We start from the raw sequence: 16,710 nt of genomic DNA, 5'->3' as shown, positions 1-16,710 counted from the left end.
CAGCATCGACCACCTGGGGCCCTTCGCCCACTGCGTGGAGACTTTGGCTGCGTCCTACGACGTGATGCAAGGCCCCGATTCGCTCGACCCGGGCTGCCACGCCACACGCGTGCAGCCCGTCAGCCCCACCCTGGGGCATGGCGTGAAGGGCTTGCGTGTTGGCATCCTCGGCGGGTACTTTCATGACAACGCCAGCGCAGCGGCGCGCGCCGCTGCAAGTGCCGCCGCAAATGCCCTGGGCGCTGCGGGCGAAGTGATCTGGCCCGACGCCGCGCTCGGGCGGGCCTGCGCATTTGTCATCACCGCGTCCGAGGGCGGCAGTTTGCATCTTGAGGACTTGCGTCATCGCGCGCAGGACTTTGAGCCCCTGTCGGTGGACCGCTTCATTGCCGGTGCCTTGCAGCCCGCGCACTGGTATGTGCGCGCCCAGCGCTTTCGCCGCAGCTACCGGGACAGCGTCAACGCATTGTTTCAGCAGTGGGATCTGCTGGTGGCCCCGGCAACGCCGGTTGCCGCACCGCCCATTGGCACCGAGTGGATCGACATCCAGGGCACGCGGCTGCCCTGCCGCCCCTCGATGGGGCTGCTCACCCAACCGATATCCGCCGCCGGCTGCCCGGTGGTCGCCGCACCGATGTGGCTGGACGGCACGGACGGTCTCCCCCTGGGTGTGCAGCTGATCGCCGCCCCCTGGCGTGAAGACATCGCATTGCGTGCTGCCTGGCATTTGCAGCAGGCCGGTGTGGCTGGACTGAAGGAGGCTGACCTGTGAATTCCCCGAAATTGGACATCAATCTTCCCGAAGTGGTGCGTGAAATGACCACGGTCTTCATGCGCTACGAGCAGGCTCTGGTGAGCAACGATGTGGCTGTTCTGGACGAGTTGTTCTGGAACGACCCGAGCACCATCCGCTATGGCGTCACGGAGAACCTGTACGGGTACTCCGCCATCGAGGCCTTTCGGTCTGCGCGCCCGTCGCAAGGCTTGGCGCGTGAGATTTTCAACACCGTCATTACCACCTATGGCCGCGACTTCGCGACCGCCAACACCGAATTTCGCCGCACCGGCAGCCAGCGCACCGGAAGGCAGTCCCAGACGTGGATGCGAACACCCGCCGGCTGGCGGGTGGTCTCCGCCCATGTGAGCCTGCTGGATGCGTGACTTGAGTTCCTCGTGCAGACCGCTGGCATGAATCTCGCTCCCTTTTTTAATGTCCCTCAACCTACCTGGAGAGTTCCTCATGACTGACCATTCCATGAATCGCCGCGCCTCGCTGAAATCACTGGCTGCCCTCGGCGCAGCAGGCACCCTTGGCGGGCTGAGCTCGCTTGCCTTGGCGCAAAAGCCGCTGACCGTCGGCGTGATTTATGTCGGCCCGCGCGATGACTTTGGCTACAACCAGGCCCACGCCCAGGCCGCGGCTGAACTCAAGAAGATCGCCGGCGTGAAAGTGGTCGAAGAAGAGAACGTGCCCGAGACGGCTGCCGTGCAAAAGAGCATGACCGGCATGATCTCCCAGGACGGTGCGACGCTGCTGTTCCCCACCTCCTTCGGTTACTTTGACCCGCACATCCTGGCGCTGGCGCCCAAGAACAATGCGGTGCGCTTCTCGCACTGCGGCGGCCTGTGGACCGAGGGCAAGCACCCCAAGAACGTGAGCAGCTTCTTCGGCTACATCGACGAATGCCAGTACCTCAATGGCGTGGTGGCCGGTCACATGACCAAGAGCAACAAGATCGGCTTTGTGGCGGCCAAGCCGATTCCGCAGGTGCTGCGCAACATCAACGCGTTTTTGCTGGGCGCACGTTCGGTCAAGCCGGGCATCACCTGCAGCGTGATCTTCACGGGTGACTGGTCGATGCCGGTCAAGGAAGCCGAGGCCACCAACAGCCTGGCCGATCAGGGCGTGGACGTATTCACCATGCACGTGGATGGCCCCAAAGTGGTGGTGGAGACCGCTGCAAAGCGCGGCAAGATGGTGTGCGGCTACCACGCCAGCCAGGCCAGGCTGGCCCCGAACGCGTACCTCACCGGTGCGGAGTGGAACTGGCTGACCGCGTACAAGACGATCATCGACGCAGCACGGGACGGAAAGCCGCACCCCAACTTCTTGCGTGGCGGTCTGAAGGAAGGTTATGTGAAGACCTCGGCCTACGGCTCGATGGTGACCGACGCGGCCAAGAAGAATGCCGACGACATCAAGAGCAGGATGATTGCTGGCAGCTTCGACATCTTCAAGGGTGGCACGGGTGGCCTCAAGGACAACAAGGGCAACGTGGTGATCGCCGGTGGCAAGACGCTCAAGCAGACCGACATCGAGCTCGAGAAGATGAACTACCTGGTCGAAGGCGTGATCGGTTCCATCTGATCGCCAAGCGCGCACGCTGGAGCCTTTTGCCATGCGACAAACGCTGATCGACGTCGGACTGCCGGTGCTCGCACTGCTGGCGGCCTTGCTGATCTTCGGCGGCTTTGTCGCCATCGGCGGCGTCAATCCCCTGGAGCTCTGGGCCCTTCTGTTCAAGGGCGCCTTCGGGGACTGGTTCTCATGGCAAAACACCCTCCAGAGGGCCGCGCCGCTGATGCTCACCGCGCTGTGCGTCGCGCTGCCTGCGCGCGCTGGCCTGGTGGTCATTGGCGGTGAGGGTGCGTTGGTGCTCGGGGGCTTGGCCGGCGCGGCACTTCCCATGGTCATGCCAGTCCCCTCGGGGCTGGCCGGCCTCTCCATGGTCTGCATGGCCGGCATCCTTGCGGGCGCGCTGTGGATCGCCCTGACTGGCGCTCTGCGCGAGTACCGGGGCATCAACGAGACCATCAGCAGCCTGCTGCTGGCCTATGTGGCTATTGGCCTCTTCAAGCACTTGGTGGAGGGCCCGCTGCGGGACCCGGCCAGTCTGAACAAGCCGTCGACCCTCCCGCTGGAAGAATCCCTTCGCATGGGCGGAATTTTCGGCTCCGAGGTGCATTGGGGCCTGGCCCTGGGTGTGGTCTTGTGTGTCTTTCTGGGTCTTGGTCTGCGTTCCACCGTCTGGGGCTTTTCGATCCGTGTGGTGGGCGGTAATCCGCGCGCGGCGCAGCTCGTGGGCATGCCGGCTTCCCGCCTGGTGCTTCTGGCCTGTTTGCTGGGCGGGGGGTGTGCGGGCCTGGCCGGAGCGGTGGAGGTGGTGGCGGTTCACAACGCTGCCAATGCATCGTTGATCGCGGGCTATGGCTACGCGGGGATCCTGGTGTCTTTCATTGCACGACACAACCCGATCGCCGTCATTCCGGTGGCCATCCTGTTCGGCGGCTTTGGCGCCGCGGGCAGTTTGCTGCAGCGCCGGCTGGGCTTGCCCGACGCCTCGGTGCTGGTGCTGCAAGGCATTGCCTTTGTTCTCATTCTTGCCAGTGAGGCATTGCGAGATGCCCAGTGGCGAGCTGTCTGGCGCAGGCTCTCGCAGCCTGCGGGCCCCGACCGTGCCAGCGCCATTGCGCGTGGGCAATCAGTCCCCTCGAGCTCACCATGACAGCTGACCAGTGGATCGCCCTTTTCGCGGCACTTGCAGGCGGTGCCCTGCGCGTGGGGGTACCTTTTCTGTTTGTGAGTCTGGGTGAGTGCCTGACTGAAAAGTCTGGGCGCATCAACCTCGGTCTCGAGGGTGTTCTGGTGCTCTCGGCGATGGCGGCCTTTGGGGGCGCTTATCTCAGCGGCTCCGCCTGGGTCGGTGTGCTGGTGGCTGCAGCCGCCGGGGCCGCGTTGGCTTGTCTTCATGCGGCGCTGTGCTCGCTGCCCCGCGTGAATGATGTGGCCACGGGCATTGCGCTGATGCTGCTCGGAATGGGCCTGGCATTTTTTCTCGGCAAGCCCCTCATCCAGCCCCAGGCGCCTCAGATTCCGGCCCTGCCATTGGGTGATTGGAGCGACATCTCGTCGGTCCGCGCCGCGCTGCAGATCAACGCCTTGCTCCCCATCGGCCTCTTGCTGGCGGTGGCAATGGCCTGGGTTCTGCGCCGTACCCGCGCCGGGCTGGTGTTACGCATGGCCGGAGATTCGGCCAACGCAGCCCGTGCCCTGGGCTACTCGGTCAAACGGATTCGGATGGGGGCAACCATGGCCGGCGGGGCCATTGCCGGTTTGGGGGGCGCTTCGCTCACCCTGTTCTACCCCGGCAGCTGGAATGAGGGTATTTCCAGCGGGCAGGGCCTGATTGCGGTGGCGCTGGTCATCTTCGCCCGCTGGAGCCCGCTGCGCTGCATTGCCGCAGCGGCCCTGTTTGGTGGTGCCGGTGCCATCGGCCCTGCGCTGCAGTCGATCGGCATCGGGTGGGGCTATCACCTGTTCAACACGGTTCCTTATGTGCTCACCCTGTTGATTTTGGTGAGTACCTGCAGGCCCGGCACGGCGTCTGCCGGCAGCCCTGGCGAACTCACAGCCAACGCAAAGTAAAGGAGAAGAGCGATGAGCGGTCTTGGAGGCTTGAACAAATCAGCCAATGGCGTGGTGATGGGGCTGGTGCAACTGCAGCTGCCCGTGGTGGACACCCCGGTGCAACTGGCGGCGCAGGTTCAGCGCATTGTGCAAATGGTGGCCAAGGCGCGCCGCAACCAGTCCACCATGGATCTGGTGGTGTTTCCCGAGTACTCGCTGCACGGGCTGAGCATGAGCACTGCGCCGGAGCTGATGGTGAGCCTGGACGGCCCGGAGGTGGCTTCCTTCAAAAATGCCTGTCAGCAAAACAGGATCTGGGGCTGCTTCTCGATCATGGAAGCTAACCCGCATGGCAACCCGTACAACAGCGGGCTGATCATCGACGACCAAGGTGAAATCCGGCTTTACTACCGCAAGCTCCACCCCTGGGTTCCGGTGGAACCTTGGGAGCCGGGCAACCTGGGTATTCCGGTCTGTGAAGGGCCCAAGGGGAGCAAGCTGTCCCTCATCATCTGCCACGACGGCATGTTCCCGGAAATGGCGCGCGAGGCGGCCTACAAGGGTGCCGAGGTCATCATCCGCACCGCCGGCTACACCGCGCCGATTCGCCATGCCTGGAAGATCACCAACCAGGCCAATGCCTTCCAGAACCTCGCCTACACCGCCAGTGTGTGCATGTGTGGCAGCGACGGCACCTTCGATTCGATGGGGGAGGGCATGTTCTGCAATTTCGACGGTACCGTGCTGGTCGAGGGGGGCGGGCGTCCGGACGAGATCGTCACCGCCGAACTGCGCCCGGACCTTGTGCGTGAGGCCCGCAGCGGCTGGGGTGTAGAGAACAACATCTATCAGCTCTATCACCGCGGTTATGTGGCGGTGAAGGGCGGCGCGCAGGATTGCCCCTACACCTTCATGCAGGACATGGCGGCCGGGCGTTACCAACTGCCCTGGGAGGTTCAGGTGACTGACGGCACAAGCTGTGGGTTTGCGGCGCCGACACGCCACTACCGCGGCCCTGAGCCGCATCCGCTGGTGCCCGACGCAATGGCGGTTGCAGAGGCCACTTTGCCCAAGAAGGCAGCCTGACCATGACCCAGCGCTTTGTGCAGGCCAACCCGTATGCCTGGCCCTGGAACGGCGACTTGCGGCCCGAGAACACCGCACTGGTCGTCATTGACATGCAGACCGACTTTTGCGGTGTGGGCGGCTATGTGGATTCCATGGGCTACGACATCTCGCTCACCCGGGCGCCCATCGAGCCGATTCAGCGCGCGATGGCGCGTATGCGTGAGTTGGGGTTCCACATCATTCACACCCGGGAAGGCCACCGCCCCGACCTCTCGGATCTGCCGGCCAACAAGCGTTGGCGATCGCGGCAGATCGGTGCCGGAATTGGCGACCCGGGGCCCTGCGGAAAGATTCTGGTGCGCGGCGAAGTCGGCTGGGAAATCATCCCCGAGCTCGCTCCCCAGACCGGTGAGGTGATCATCGACAAGCCCGGCAAAGGTTCGTTTTGCGCAACCGACCTTGAACTCGTCTTGCGTACCCGTGGCATTGACAACCTGGTACTGTGCGGCATTACCACCGACGTGTGCGTGCACACCACCATGCGCGAGGCCAATGACCGCGGCTTTGAATGCCTCATGCTGTCGGACGGCACCGCTGCCACCGACCATGGCAACCACCTAGCGGCGTTGAAGATGATCACGATGCAGCACGGCGTGTTCGGCGCCCATGCGGATTCGGCGTCCCTGCTGTCCGCTCTGGGCTAGAGGCCTGTTATGAGCGTTGTTCGCATCAACCCGCCGGTGGCTCCTGAGGGCGCGATGGCGCTCCAGACCTTTCTGCTCACGAAGCGGTTTGGAAGCTTTACCGCGCTCGACCAGGTGTCGATCGATGTCCGACCCGGCACGGTTCACGCCCTTCTGGGCGAGAACGGCGCGGGCAAGAGCACGCTGGTCAAGTGCATCGCAGGCTTTCACACAGCCGAGGAGGGCGCCATCCTCTGTGATGACCGCGAGCAACAAATTGCCAACCCTGTGATGGCCCGCTCGCTGGGCATCGGCATGGTCTATCAGCATTTCACACTGGCGCCTGGCATGACAGTGGCGGAAAACCTGTTGCTGGCGGGGGGGCAAGTGCCCGCCTGGATTGATTGGCGGCGCGAGCGTGAGCGCCTGGCGGCGTTCATGCAGACAACGCCGTTTCGCATGGATCTGGACGCTTACCCCGGAGCGATGGCGGCCGGTCAAAAGCAAAAGCTCGAACTGTTGAAGCAGCTGTACCTGAAGCCGCGTTTGCTGATTCTGGATGAACCCACCTCGGTGCTGACCCCGCAGGAGGCGGATGAAGTCCTGGGCCATGTGCGCGAGTTCGCCCGCAGCGGTCAGTGCACCGTCTTGCTCATTACCCACAAGTTCCGCGAGGTGATGGCCTATGCCGACGATGTGACGGTGCTTCGGCGCGGCAAAGCGGTCCACCACAGTGCGGTGTCCGAGGTGACGCCTGCGCTGCTGGCGCAGGCGATGATTGGGTACGAGCACGCTCAGGCGAGCGAGGCCGGGCCAGATGTCATTCGGCCGCCGGTCGAGCCGGTTTCTCGTGCGGACGCCCTTGGCGCCGACTCTGGGGATTCGCAGGCCGGGCTTGCGGTGCGTGACCTCTGTGTGCTGGGAGACCGTGGCACGGTGGCCGTGGAGCGGGTGAGTTTTGCCGTACGTTCCGGAGAAATTTTGGGTGTGGCGGGCGTGTCCGGCAACGGCCAGCGCGAACTCATGGAGGCGATCGTCGGTCAGCGCGCCCGCCTGTCCGGGGCCGTCCAGGTTCTCGGTGTTCCCTACCAAGGTTCGCGCGCCCAGAACCGGCAGCTCAAATTGCGCAGCCTGCCGGAGGAGCCGCTGCGCAATGGCTGCGTGGGCGCGATGAGCGTGTCGGACAACATGGCCCTGCGCGATTTTGATGTAGCTCCCCTGAGTCGCGGCGGCTGGCTGCGGCCGGGGCTGTGGCGGCAGCGTGCCCGGGATTGGATTTCCGAGTACGGCATCAAGACGCAGGGGGAGGGCGCGCCCATCGCCAGCCTCTCCGGCGGCAATGTGCAACGTGCGGTGCTCGCGCGCGAACTGGCCGGAGAAATCCAGGTCTTGATCGCGATGAACCCGGTTTTCGGTCTGGATTTCGCTGCGGTACGCGAAATCCATTCGCGCATCCTCGGCGTGCGCGCCAAAGGGGGTGCTATCCTTTTGATCAGTGAAGACATTGACGAACTCCTCGGCTTGGCCGACCGCATTGTGGTCATGAGTGAAGGCCGGATCGTCCACGAAACAGCGGCTGCGGACGCGCAGCGCCATGTGCTTGGCGCCTACATGGGTGGCGGGCATCACACGCAAGATCAAGAAGAAGTTGAGGCTGCCTGATGCGCCTACAGGCCAACCCTTTCGCGTTCGAGTTCGAGCTTTCCCGCACAGCCCTTGTCATCATCGACATGCAACGCGACTTCATTGAACCCGGTGGCTTTGGTGAAACCCTGGGCAATGACGTGTCCCGCTTGTCTGCCATCGTGCCGGCGTGCAGGGAGTTGCTTGCGGCTTGGCGCGCCACCGGAGCCAAGGTTTTGCACACACGCGAGGCGCACCGGGCCGACTTGTCCGACTGCCCGCCGGCCAAACGCCAGCGCGGTCAGCCCACCTTGCGTATTGGTGATGTCGGTCCGATGGGGCGCATCCTCGTGGCAGGCGAGCCTGGCAGCCAAATCATCGACGCCCTGGCGCCTGCGACCGGCGAATGGGTGATCGACAAACCAGGCAAGGGCATGTTTTACGGCACCGGTCTGCACGAGCGCCTGCAGGAGGCAGGAGTCAGCCACCTCATTTTCATGGGGGTCACGACGGAAGTCTGTGTGCAGACCTCCATGCGTGAAGCCAACGACCGCGGCTATGACTGCTTGCTGCTCGAAGATTGCACCGAGAGCTATTTCGCGCATTTCAAGGCCGCCACCCTCGAGATGATCCGCGCGCAGGGGGCTATCGTGGGTTGGACTGCGTCCAGCGCTGATTTGCTTGCGACCGTCCGGGCGACTTAAGGGCCAGCCATGGAAGCCATCATCAAACCCAGCGGCCAGCGCGAGGGCTCACGCGCAGAGGCGGTGTATTACCAGGTCAAGCGCGACATCGAGAACTTTCAGCTCGTCGCCGGAGACCGCTTCACAGAAAACGAGATCTGTGAGCGCCTGGGTGTGTCGCGCACGCCGGTTCGCCAGGCCCTGTTCCGCCTGCAACAAGAGGGCCATGTGGAGGTGCTGTTTCGCAGCGGGTGGCGGGTACTTCCGTTCGACTTCGCCCGTTATGACGCACTCTATGACCTTCGCCTGCTGCTGGAGACCACCGCGGTTCGGCGCATTTGCGAGGGCTACAGCCAAGTCGACCGGACACAGATCGATGCCCTGTCACAGATCTGGCTGGTACCGGTGGCGCAGCGAAGCAGCGACACCCATCAGGTCGCGCAATGGGACGAGGCCTTCCACTGCGCACTGGTCAGTGCCGCCGGAAATGCCGAAATGGCGCGTGTCCATCGCGATGTGACTGAGCGTATCCGCGTGATCCGCCGGCTTGACTTTACAAAGCAGCCGCGTATCGACCTCACCTACGAGGAGCACGGAAAGATCCTGCGCGCCGTCAAGGCCAAGCGAGCCGAGCAGGCGGTCATGCTGCTCAGCGCACACATCATGACCAGCCAGTCCGAGGTGCGAAAAATCACGCTGCACGAGATGCACATGGCGCGCCTGAACGGGCAAGCAGACAGCCGATAGGTCGCCTCTGTTGGGGCCTGCGGCATGTGCCCGGCGCCCCCCGCCTACCTATCGCCGCTGAGCGTCTCGCGCCGCCACAACTGCGGGAACCACCGGATCCAAAGCCCGGCGACCAGCAGGCTCCCCACCGCGCCCACGGTGACCGCTCCGGCCGCCCCCAGACCGTGGGCAGTCATGCCGGCCCGAAAATCCCCTAGGTGGTTCGAGGCGACGATACACACTGAATTGATGGCGCTGACTTTTCCGCGCATCTCGTCTGGCGTATCGATTTGGACCAGGGACTGGCGAATGACCACGCTGACCATGTCGGCCGCACCGCTAATGGCCAACGCCACGACCGACAGCGCCAAGGAGTGCGAAACACCAAACACGATCAGTGCCCCGGCATACACCACCACGCTGCCAAACATATAGCGACCGGCCTTTCGCTGAATGCTCCATCGCGCCAGAACCACCGACACGATGAGGGCGCCGATCGCCGGCGCGCCCCGCATCAGGCCCAAGCCCCAGGAGTCCACTGCCAGAACATCCTTGGCATAAATGGGCAGCAGCGCCGTGACGCCACCCAGCATCACCACAAAAAGATCGAGCGTGATCGACCCCAGGATGGACGGGTGACTGCGCACAAAGCGAAAGCCGCTGAACAGCTCGCTGAGGGACCGGCTGCGGCTCGGTGGCGGGGTGAAGTCCGAGTGCACGCGGCGAAAGAAGAAGGCCGAGATCGAGAAGGTAATGCCGCACAGCACCAGCACCGGAAGTGCTCCCCAAATCAGCAGCAAGCCGGCGATGGCCGGGCCAGCAATGAACATCGCCTGCGAACCGGCGCTGCTCAGGGCCATGGCACGTGCCAGCAATCTCCCCGGCACCAGGCGCGGTGCCAGCGACTGCTGCGAAGACATGAAGAACGGCCGCAAACTCCCCAGTAGCACGCACATGCTCAAAAGCATCGCGCTGGACATCCAACCGCTGGCCTCGGCCACGACGAGCAGGATCAGGCTCAGGGCCTCGGTGACCATGACCCCAAAAAGGATCAGTCGGCGGTCGACCCGGTCGGCCAGATCGCCTGCCCAAAGAAAGAACACCAGCGAGGGCAGGAACTGAATCAGGCCTGCGATCCCCAGCAGCCAGGCGGAACCCGTCAACTCATACAAGCGCCAGGAGATCCACAGCGCCAGCATCTGGTGGCCGGCGGTAGCCGCAATGCGACCGAACCAGTAGTTGGCAAAGGCGCGGTAGGACCAGAGCCGATCAGGGTCGGTCGCCGGAGAACTGCTCGGGTCAGTCACGGTCAGCGGGAGGCCCGCCGGGCTGTCAAGACCACCACAGGAGGCGCCGCTCCAGCCAATCGGTCAACTTGACAAAGGCAAGCGCCAGCAAGGAGGTGTAGATCACCCAGGCGTACATGAACGAAGTCTGGAAAAACTGTGCGGTCACCGCAATCTGCTGGCCCAGGCCACCCGAAGCCCCGAAGAACTCGGACACCACCACCAGAATCATGCCCAGCGTCACCCCGTTGCGAAAGCCCGCCATGAGGTAGGGCATGGCAGACGGAAGCACCACTTTGTAGAAGATCTCATGGCGGCGGTAGCCAAACACCTGGGCGACCTCGAGCAGTTGCTTGGATGTCTGCTTGGCGCCCACGTAGGCGTTGAACAGCATCGGAAACATCACGCCGATCAGGACGATCAGGATGCGGGAGAGGCTGCCCACGCCCATAAGCATGATGAAAACCGGGTACAGCGCAACCCGTGGCATGGCTGAAAAGAACACCACATACGGGTCGACGATATCGCCAAAGCGACGCCACCAGCCCATGGCCAGCCCGAGCAACGCGCCCGCCAGGCAGCCCGCGACCACGCCCACCACGTAGATATAGGCTGACTGTCGCAGGTGCGTGAAGAATTCTCCCGACTTCATCAGGTCGTAACCCGCTGCCAGGATTTCCGTGGGTGAACTGAGGAACAGCGGGTTGATGATCTTGTAGCGAGACAGTCCCTCCCAAAGGGACAGCACCACCACCAGGATCAGCAGGCTGTAGATCCAAGCAGGAAGAGAAGTATTCTTTTTCACTGGATTTGCAGCTTTTTCCAAATGTGCTCGCGCAGGTCCTGGAAATAGGACTGGGTTCGCACGAGCGGGGCTCGGGGCCGTGGAATATCCACAGGGATGATTTCCATCACCTTGGCCGGACGCGAAGACAGGACAATGATCCGGTCGCCCAGGTAGATCGCTTCCTCAATGTCGTGGGTGACCAGCAGCGCCGAGGTGTTGCCCTCTGCGACCACCTTTTGCAAGTCATGCTGCAGCGATTGGCGGGTCATGGCGTCGACCGAGGCGAACGGCTCGTCGCATAGAAGCAGCTTGGGCTTCACCGCGATGGCACGGGCAATGCCCACCCGCTGCTGCATTCCGCCCGACAACTGCTTGGGCGCGAATTGCTCAAAGCCCTTGAGTCCGACCCGGTTGATGGCGTCTTGCACCCGGGCCGACTGCTCTTGGTCAGTCAGGCCCAGCGTGTGCAGTGAGAAGCGCACATTTTGCTCCACGGTCAGCCAAGGCATCAGCCCCGACTGCTGAAACACCATGGAGCGCTCCGGTCCAGGACCATTGATTTCTTGACCTTGCAGTTTCACATGGCCCTGGTTGGACGTTTCGAGTCCGGCAATGATTCGCAGCAGCGTCGTTTTTCCCGAGCCACTGGCACCCACGATGGTGATCAGCTCTCCCTCTCGCTGGGTGAAGGAGACGCCCTCAATCACCGATAGCGAGCCCTTTGCCGTATCGAATGTCTTGTGGATCTGGTGAACTTCAAGCAGGTCGGACATGCGCAGGTCAGCCAAAGTTCACGCCCAGTTCATTGAGAACGGTGCGAATGGGGTCGGCAGCCACGAGCCTTTCTCGGGGAACCTGGTTGAGGGGAACGTTCATGCCCTTGGCGGCCTTCTCAATGTCAAATTCAAAGTCGCCGCGAGAAGCGTCCATGCGCATCATCCAGTGACCGCGGTGCAGTTCCCAGGATTCTTCGGCAGTCTTTGCGTCCATGCGGTAGGGCGCAGCGGTCATGACTTCCATGGTGAATGCCTTGTCCTGGCGCATGCGCAGGGTGGCCTTGACCATCGCGCGCAAGAAGGCGCGCACGGTGTCCGGATGGTTTTCCAGCGTTGCGGTACCTGTGGACCAGCCGAGGTTGGCCGCCCCGTTCTTCATACCCTTGGACTTGCGCCAGTCGTTGTAATCGATCAGCCTCTTGAAGCCCTGCTGGCGTGCACGGCCGAACAGGCTGTCGTTCATGTTCGCAGCGTCGACCGTGTTGGAGGCCAGCGCGCCAAAGCCGTCAAAGCCTTCGACGCGAACCACATCGGTCAAGGCTACGCCGGCGTCGGTGAGCAACTCGTTCCAGACCAGATCGAGTGTCTCGCCAGGACGCACGGTCTGGATGCGCTTGCCCTTGAGGTCGGAGAACTTGTCAATGCCGCTGCCCGGGCGCGACCAGAAGTTGTAGGGCAGCAGGGTGGAGACCATGGCAATTTGGCGCACGGGAGCGTTTTGCCCCATCACCGCACGGATCAATGTGTTGGCACCCAGACCGAACACACCACGCTCGCTCATGGTCAGCTGCGTCACCTCGCTCCAGCTTCTGAAGTTGCTCACCGTGACGTTCAGGCCCTCGGCCTTAAACGCATCCATGCGCAGCGCGGCATCGACAGCGGCGGCATGATTGAGCACCGTGAGCGGACGCGCGACGATGATGTTGGGGCGCGAGAGGGCTTGTGCACGCACATAGGCCGGCGCAGCCAGCAATACGGCGGCCCCCAGGCCGGCCCGAATCAGTTGCCGGCGTTGTGTCTTGTCTGTGGCTTTCATGGAGTGTCTCCTCTTGGATGGTGGCTGAATGGCGATCAGGAAGCGGCGCGCGCGGCTTTTTGTTCTTCTGAGTCGTTCCAGGTGAAGATGGAATAAGCGTGCGGATGAACCGTGCCGCATCGCTTGCAAGTGCGCAGGCTCAGTTCGGAATTAAACACCTCAAAGGCGTCTTCCTCGACGGCATAAAAACCGGGCAGGCCCACGCGGCCGGTTTCCACTTCGCGCATGTACAGGGGGTTCAGGCAACTGGTGCAAAACCAGGCGAACCGGTCACGGCGGCCGCGCTTCGGGAAGCCCTCGATCAACACGGTGACGCGCCGGGTCTCACTCAGGGTGAGGTTCATCGCGAGTTCTTGCTCGTCGTTGATATGCCAGAAGCCATAGATATGTTCCGAGCGGTGCGGCACGAGTGGCGGCGTGAACATCATGTGCCGGCGTGGCTCCACTGCAATTTTTCCGTCAACGATCTTGAGCGTGTTGCCGTTTCGCATGCCCAGCCGAGAAGGATCGTTCTCGTAGAAGCGCAGTCCGATCAGCATCTCTCCGACCGGGAAAAAGCTGCGATACCGAAGCGCCGCGTCGTCGTCGAGCATGTCGACGACGGTCAGCGCCCCCTTGCGCCCTACGATGTCTTGCAACAGGGCAAATGCGTCATCAGACAAGCCCGGCTTCGGGCCTGCGGAAGTGACTTGGTCCATACGGTCTCTGACCTCAGGCGGCTTTCTGGGTCTGTTTGCTGTCTGCGTAGTAGCGCAGTGCACCCTCGTGGTACTCGACGCCGGGGGTCTCAAACATGGCTTTCACGTCAATGGGGTAGATCATGGGAGAGTGCTTGATCGGCATCCAGCGGTACTGGTTTTCAATCACACGCCTCTTTTCGGCCATGACTTGGGAAACGCGGTAGGCGATTTCGGGGTCCAGGTCGCGGCGGCAGATGATCAGCCAGTCTGCCCAGTCGATGCAGTCGACGTCGCCACCGGTGTAACCAAAGGTCGTGGGAAGCTTGGCCGAACCGTAGCCGTATTCCTTGGCCAGGTGGTCGAGCAGGGCTTTGTCAAAGGACATGAAGCGCCCGCCGCGGTCGTGGATCAATTCGAACCACGGCTTGAGCATCACTGCCTCGTGAATCAGGATGTCGGCATGGCCGTCGATGATTTTTTCAACGCCCTGGCCGGGACCGCGGTCGAGGTGAAGCAGATCGCCACCCCAGGAGCGCAGGCGGTCTTGTGTGATGCCGTAGAACTTCAGGATCTCGTGGCTGGCAAAGGCCACCGATGCGCCGTCGTCCTCGAGGTCGGCGGCGATGCGCAGCGGCAGTCGCTGTGCGGCGATGTCGTGCAGGGAATTGATCTTGACGTGGCTGGCCACACCGCAGGTGAGCCGATCGTCGTGCTGGAGTGTGCCTAGGGACACCAGGTCGGGGTAGGCCGTGGTGAAGGGGCCGCGACCTTCGCGTGCGAGGTTCAGGTTTTGGGTGGGGGTGATGATGCCCAGATCAGCTTCGCCGCGCGCCACGCGGTGGATGTTGTCAACCACGCCGTTACCGAGCTTGATGTCAAAGCGTGACTTGGGGTCGAAGTGGTCACGCAGGCCCCACATGATCCAGCCCGCCACGCGGGTGAAGTTGGTGGTGCCCCAGCAGGTGGAAAAATCAAGTTCAATTTTGCGTTGCGTCATGCTGTCTCCTTTGAAATTTGTTGTTTGGCGGCGCTCGCCGCGGCGGCGATGGCGTCGGGATCGAACTCGTAGTCAGAGCAGTTGATGACGGTCACATCGCCCTCGGCCAGTTTGAGCTGGCAGCCCAGGCGGAACCCCTCTTGCTTGCCCCAGCCCTCAATGAACATGGCCTCACGCGGGCGAGCCGGCGCGGGCTGACCGTCCACCACGACGACCGCGCAGGTGCCGCACAGCGCCGACGAACCGCAAAACCGGCGCCACGGCTCTCCGGCCGCCTCCGCTGCTTGCAGGAGCGATTGGGTGGGCGTTGCTTGCAGCTCAAGCTGCCGGTTCAAAACTCTAAAACAGGCCATCACGTCTCCTGGAGGCTCTTTTCTTCCAGGGATCGTAAAGTACTTTGTGGATTAGGAACAGCGTTCCGCCGAGGGGAACGTGTCGTGCCGGGTCTGTGTGCTGTCATCTGCGCGAGCAAACTCAGACGCTCAGATAGCGCTCGGCAAGATCGCGCACATCAGCCTCGCTCACATCGCGCTGGCTGTGGACGATCTGACCAGACTGAAGCACATGGAGGTCGTCCGCCATGCTGGCGGCCACACGCAGATTCTGTTCAAACAGCAGAACGTCAATGCCGCTGTCGTTGACCTTCTTCAGGGTGCCCACCACCAGATCCACCATGATCGGTGCCAGGCCCTCGGTCGGTTCGTCCAGGATCAGGATTCTGGGGTGCCCGCTCAGCGCACGGCCAATCGCGAGCATTTGCTGTTCGCCCCCCGACAGCACGGACGCCAGCTGGCGACGGCGCTCCTTGAGCCGCGGGAACAGGTCGTAAAGGGAGTCCAGCGTCCACGCGGGCGCTCTGCCATCACGTGGCGGATGCGCCGCGACTTGCAGGTTCTCCTCGACGCTGAGTGAGGCAAATACCCGCCTTCCCTGAGGCACATAGCCAATTCCCAGTTGGTGGCGGTCCCAGGTGGCGCTTGATGAAATGTCGCGTGTCCCGCCTGGCGATGCGGCCGCACCATCGGCCGCAATGGTCAGCGTGCCCTCGGCGGACGGACCGGTCAACCCGAGCAGCGCCCGGGCCAGGGTTGTTTTTCCAGCGCCGTTGCGACCGATCACCACCACCTGGCGGCTAGCGCCGATGCCCAGCGTCAGTCCCTGCAGCACATGGCTGTCGCCAATGAAGACATTGAGGTCACAGACGTTCAGCTGCATGCGGCTTGTCACCCCAGGTAGATTTTTTGAACCAGCGGGTGGGCCCTGACCTCGTCCGCAGTGCCCGAAAAGATCGCCTCGCCCAAATACAGCACGGTGATCTGATCGGCAATCGCCAGCGCATCTTCGAGGTGGTGTTCGACCATCAGGACCGCGATTTTCTGGGACAGGTCGTCCAGGCGTCGGGCCAGGACCTGGCGCTCCTGGGCGGTCAGCCCCGCCATCGGCTCGTCCATCAGCAGCAGGGCCGGTTGGTTCGCCAGTCCAAGGGCGATCTCCAATTGCCGCTGCTCGCCGTAGGCCAGCTGACCCGCTGTCATATGCCGCTTGGCCTGCAGGCCGCTGGTCTCCAGCAGGGAGGCCATTTGGTCCTGGACCTCGGCTGCCGTGCGTTTGCCCAGATGGGGCGCAGGTGCCAGCACCGCCAGCCGCAGGTTGTCTTCTACGCTCAGTTCGCGAAACAGGCTGGCCACTTGGAAGGTTCTGGCGATTCGCCTTTGCGCACGCTGGTGCGGCGCCAATCGCGTGATGTCTTGCCCGTCAAAGTGGACAGACCCCGTTGTGGGCTTGTATTGGCCGGACGCGACGTTGAAAAGCGAGGTCTTCCCGGCACCGTTCGGCCCGATCAGAACATGGCAGCCGGTTGGGGCGACATCCAGGTCAACCCCACGCAAAATGTCCACGCCGCCGAGCGAAAGGCGCACGCTGCGCATCGAGAAAAGGGCTTGGGCTGCCATCGTCA

Annotated in this window: 19 protein-coding genes; 10 read left to right on the top strand and 9 right to left on the bottom strand. The window is 63.0% G+C overall.

Annotation, left to right across the window (positions count from 1 at the left end):
- The 10 genes from QE494_RS10820 to QE494_RS10775 form a co-directional block, all read left to right on the top strand.
- Positions 1 to 772 (top strand): amidase family protein (locus QE494_RS10820; protein ID WP_300043241.1); only part of this gene is annotated, 772 nt, incomplete at its 5' end.
- Between the two features lie 11 nt (positions 773 to 783).
- Positions 784 to 1,161, top strand: coding sequence for an oxalurate catabolism protein HpxZ (gene hpxZ, locus QE494_RS10815; RefSeq protein ID WP_300043242.1), 378 nt, complete (start codon positions 784 to 786; stop codon positions 1,159 to 1,161).
- Between the two features lie 79 nt (positions 1,162 to 1,240).
- On the top strand, positions 1,241 to 2,368 hold the full coding sequence (locus QE494_RS10810) for a BMP family ABC transporter substrate-binding protein (protein ID WP_300043240.1): 1,128 nt from the start codon (positions 1,241 to 1,243) through the stop codon (positions 2,366 to 2,368).
- Between the two features lie 31 nt (positions 2,369 to 2,399).
- Positions 2,400 to 3,506: an ABC transporter permease gene (locus QE494_RS10805; RefSeq protein ID WP_300043239.1), complete on the top strand. Its 1,107-nt coding sequence runs from the start codon at positions 2,400 to 2,402 to the stop codon at positions 3,504 to 3,506.
- A complete protein-coding gene (locus tag QE494_RS10800; protein ID WP_300043238.1) occupies positions 3,503 to 4,426 on the top strand; it encodes an ABC transporter permease in 924 nt (307 codons plus the stop codon). The genes QE494_RS10805 and QE494_RS10800 overlap by 4 nt, the downstream gene beginning before the upstream one ends.
- Positions 4,427 to 4,438: 12 nt before the next feature.
- Positions 4,439 to 5,494, top strand: a complete 1,056-nt coding sequence (locus tag QE494_RS10795; RefSeq protein WP_300043236.1) for a formamidase — start codon at positions 4,439 to 4,441, stop codon at positions 5,492 to 5,494.
- Between the two features lie 2 nt (positions 5,495 to 5,496).
- Positions 5,497 to 6,180, top strand: coding sequence for a cysteine hydrolase family protein (locus tag QE494_RS10790; RefSeq protein WP_300043235.1), 684 nt, complete (start codon positions 5,497 to 5,499; stop codon positions 6,178 to 6,180).
- A 9-nt stretch (positions 6,181 to 6,189) separates the two neighbouring features.
- The gene (locus QE494_RS10785; RefSeq protein WP_300043234.1) at positions 6,190 to 7,821 is read left to right on the top strand and encodes an ABC transporter ATP-binding protein; all 1,632 of its coding nucleotides are present in this window, start codon (positions 6,190 to 6,192) and stop codon (positions 7,819 to 7,821) included.
- Positions 7,821 to 8,486, top strand: a complete 666-nt coding sequence (locus QE494_RS10780) for a cysteine hydrolase family protein (RefSeq protein WP_300043233.1) — start codon at positions 7,821 to 7,823, stop codon at positions 8,484 to 8,486. Before QE494_RS10785 ends, QE494_RS10780 begins: the two co-directional genes overlap by 1 nt.
- A 9-nt stretch (positions 8,487 to 8,495) precedes the next feature.
- Complete coding sequence (locus QE494_RS10775) at positions 8,496 to 9,212, top strand: GntR family transcriptional regulator (protein WP_300043232.1); 717 nt, start codon at positions 8,496 to 8,498, stop codon at positions 9,210 to 9,212.
- Positions 9,213 to 9,256: 44 nt separating this feature from the next.
- Here the strand turns inward: QE494_RS10775 and QE494_RS10770 are convergent, their stop codons facing one another.
- The 9 genes from QE494_RS10770 to QE494_RS10730 form a co-directional block, all read right to left on the bottom strand.
- The gene (locus tag QE494_RS10770; protein WP_300043231.1) at positions 9,257 to 10,498 is read right to left on the bottom strand and encodes an MFS transporter; all 1,242 of its coding nucleotides are present in this window, start codon (positions 10,496 to 10,498) and stop codon (positions 9,257 to 9,259) included.
- Between the two features lie 25 nt (positions 10,499 to 10,523).
- The gene (locus QE494_RS10765) at positions 10,524 to 11,282 is read right to left on the bottom strand and encodes an ABC transporter permease (protein WP_300043230.1); all 759 of its coding nucleotides are present in this window, start codon (positions 11,280 to 11,282) and stop codon (positions 10,524 to 10,526) included.
- Positions 11,279 to 12,037: an ABC transporter ATP-binding protein gene (locus QE494_RS10760; protein WP_300043229.1), complete on the bottom strand. Its 759-nt coding sequence runs from the start codon at positions 12,035 to 12,037 to the stop codon at positions 11,279 to 11,281. Before QE494_RS10760 ends, QE494_RS10765 begins: the two co-directional genes overlap by 4 nt.
- A 7-nt stretch (positions 12,038 to 12,044) precedes the next feature.
- A complete protein-coding gene (locus QE494_RS10755) occupies positions 12,045 to 13,076 on the bottom strand; it encodes an ABC transporter substrate-binding protein (protein ID WP_300043228.1) in 1,032 nt (343 codons plus the stop codon).
- Between the two features lie 35 nt (positions 13,077 to 13,111).
- A complete protein-coding gene (locus QE494_RS10750) occupies positions 13,112 to 13,774 on the bottom strand; it encodes a hypothetical protein (RefSeq protein ID WP_300043227.1) in 663 nt (220 codons plus the stop codon).
- Positions 13,775 to 13,787: 13 nt separating this feature from the next.
- Positions 13,788 to 14,753, bottom strand: a complete 966-nt coding sequence (locus QE494_RS10745) for a TAXI family TRAP transporter solute-binding subunit (RefSeq protein ID WP_300043226.1) — start codon at positions 14,751 to 14,753, stop codon at positions 13,788 to 13,790.
- Positions 14,750 to 15,106: a 2Fe-2S iron-sulfur cluster-binding protein gene (locus QE494_RS10740; protein WP_300043225.1), complete on the bottom strand. Its 357-nt coding sequence runs from the start codon at positions 15,104 to 15,106 to the stop codon at positions 14,750 to 14,752. The genes QE494_RS10745 and QE494_RS10740 overlap by 4 nt, the downstream gene beginning before the upstream one ends.
- A gap of 121 nt (positions 15,107 to 15,227) precedes the next feature.
- Positions 15,228 to 15,968: an ABC transporter ATP-binding protein gene (locus tag QE494_RS10735; RefSeq protein WP_300043224.1), complete on the bottom strand. Its 741-nt coding sequence runs from the start codon at positions 15,966 to 15,968 to the stop codon at positions 15,228 to 15,230.
- A gap of 8 nt (positions 15,969 to 15,976) precedes the next feature.
- Positions 15,977 to 16,705 carry an ABC transporter ATP-binding protein gene (locus tag QE494_RS10730; protein ID WP_300043222.1) on the bottom strand — a complete coding sequence of 243 codons (729 nt, stop codon included), beginning with the start codon at positions 16,703 to 16,705 and terminating at the stop codon, positions 15,977 to 15,979.
- Positions 16,706 to 16,710: the final 5 nt, after the last annotated feature.

This window comes from Ramlibacter sp. (assembly GCF_029866045.1).
Classification (GTDB): Bacteria; Pseudomonadota; Gammaproteobacteria; order Burkholderiales; family Burkholderiaceae_C; genus Ramlibacter.
This window is presented reverse-complemented; position numbering and strand designations above follow the sequence as displayed.

Excerpts from the sequence above, each read along its gene's own strand:
- QE494_RS10790 (WP_300043235.1), top strand. The coding sequence starts at position 5,497 with ATGACCCAGCGCTTTGTGCAGGCCAACCCGTATGCCTGGCCCTGGAAC.
- QE494_RS10795 (WP_300043236.1), top strand. The coding sequence starts at position 4,439 with ATGAGCGGTCTTGGAGGCTTGAACAAATCAGCCAATGGCGTGGTGATG.
- QE494_RS10780 (WP_300043233.1), top strand. The coding sequence starts at position 7,821 with ATGCGCCTACAGGCCAACCCTTTCGCGTTCGAGTTCGAGCTTTCCCGC.
- QE494_RS10730 (WP_300043222.1), bottom strand. The coding sequence starts at position 16,705 with ATGGCAGCCCAAGCCCTTTTCTCGATGCGCAGCGTGCGCCTTTCGCTC.
- QE494_RS10760 (WP_300043229.1), bottom strand. The coding sequence starts at position 12,037 with ATGTCCGACCTGCTTGAAGTTCACCAGATCCACAAGACATTCGATACG.
- QE494_RS10810 (WP_300043240.1), top strand. The coding sequence starts at position 1,241 with ATGACTGACCATTCCATGAATCGCCGCGCCTCGCTGAAATCACTGGCT.
- QE494_RS10805 (WP_300043239.1), top strand. The coding sequence starts at position 2,400 with ATGCGACAAACGCTGATCGACGTCGGACTGCCGGTGCTCGCACTGCTG.
- QE494_RS10745 (WP_300043226.1), bottom strand. The coding sequence starts at position 14,753 with ATGACGCAACGCAAAATTGAACTTGATTTTTCCACCTGCTGGGGCACC.
- QE494_RS10740 (WP_300043225.1), bottom strand. The coding sequence starts at position 15,106 with ATGGCCTGTTTTAGAGTTTTGAACCGGCAGCTTGAGCTGCAAGCAACG.
- QE494_RS10755 (WP_300043228.1), bottom strand. The coding sequence starts at position 13,076 with ATGAAAGCCACAGACAAGACACAACGCCGGCAACTGATTCGGGCCGGC.
- QE494_RS10750 (WP_300043227.1), bottom strand. The coding sequence starts at position 13,774 with ATGGACCAAGTCACTTCCGCAGGCCCGAAGCCGGGCTTGTCTGATGAC.
- QE494_RS10800 (WP_300043238.1), top strand. The coding sequence starts at position 3,503 with ATGACAGCTGACCAGTGGATCGCCCTTTTCGCGGCACTTGCAGGCGGT.
- QE494_RS10775 (WP_300043232.1), top strand. The coding sequence starts at position 8,496 with ATGGAAGCCATCATCAAACCCAGCGGCCAGCGCGAGGGCTCACGCGCA.
- QE494_RS10735 (WP_300043224.1), bottom strand. The coding sequence starts at position 15,968 with ATGCAGCTGAACGTCTGTGACCTCAATGTCTTCATTGGCGACAGCCAT.
- QE494_RS10785 (WP_300043234.1), top strand. The coding sequence starts at position 6,190 with ATGAGCGTTGTTCGCATCAACCCGCCGGTGGCTCCTGAGGGCGCGATG.